Annotated in this window: 1 protein-coding gene; it reads left to right on the top strand. The window is 59.0% G+C overall.

The genetic code is table 11. The annotated features are described in order from the left end of the window. Window positions 1-342 (top strand): SDR family oxidoreductase (locus SB679_RS23385; protein ID WP_410704670.1); only part of this gene is annotated, 342 nt, incomplete at its 5' end. Window positions 343-356: the final 14 nt, after the last annotated feature.

Here is a 356-nt window from a genome sequence, read left to right as displayed (position 1 = left end):
ATCGTTAATAATGCATCGCGCTCAGGTCTGGTTGGTGTGCCAGGTGACGGAATCTACGGCGCGGCCAAGCATGGGGTAATAGGTTTAACAAAGGCTGCGGCGGTCGAGTTTGCAGCCAAACAGATCAGAGTGAACGCAGTTTGTCCAGGTCTTGTCGAGACGGCTTTGACTCAGGCGAGATTTGGCGATGACCTCGTCGCGCGTTCACGGCTGGCGAATCCGCTCGGACGGATGGCTGAGCCTGAGGAGATTGCTGAAGCTGTTGTCTGGTTGTGCTCAGAGGCGGCTTCCTTCGTGATTGGCGTCGCGCTGCCGGTGGATGGCGGGGCCACCGCCCGGTGACCTCTACGTGTGTG

The sequence above is a fragment of the Chryseobacterium sp. SIMBA_029 genome, assembly GCF_046535275.1.
Taxonomy (GTDB): domain Bacteria; phylum Bacteroidota; class Bacteroidia; order Flavobacteriales; family Weeksellaceae; genus Chryseobacterium.
Note: the sequence above shows the minus strand (reverse complement) of the source record. Positions and strands in the feature narration are given on the sequence as shown.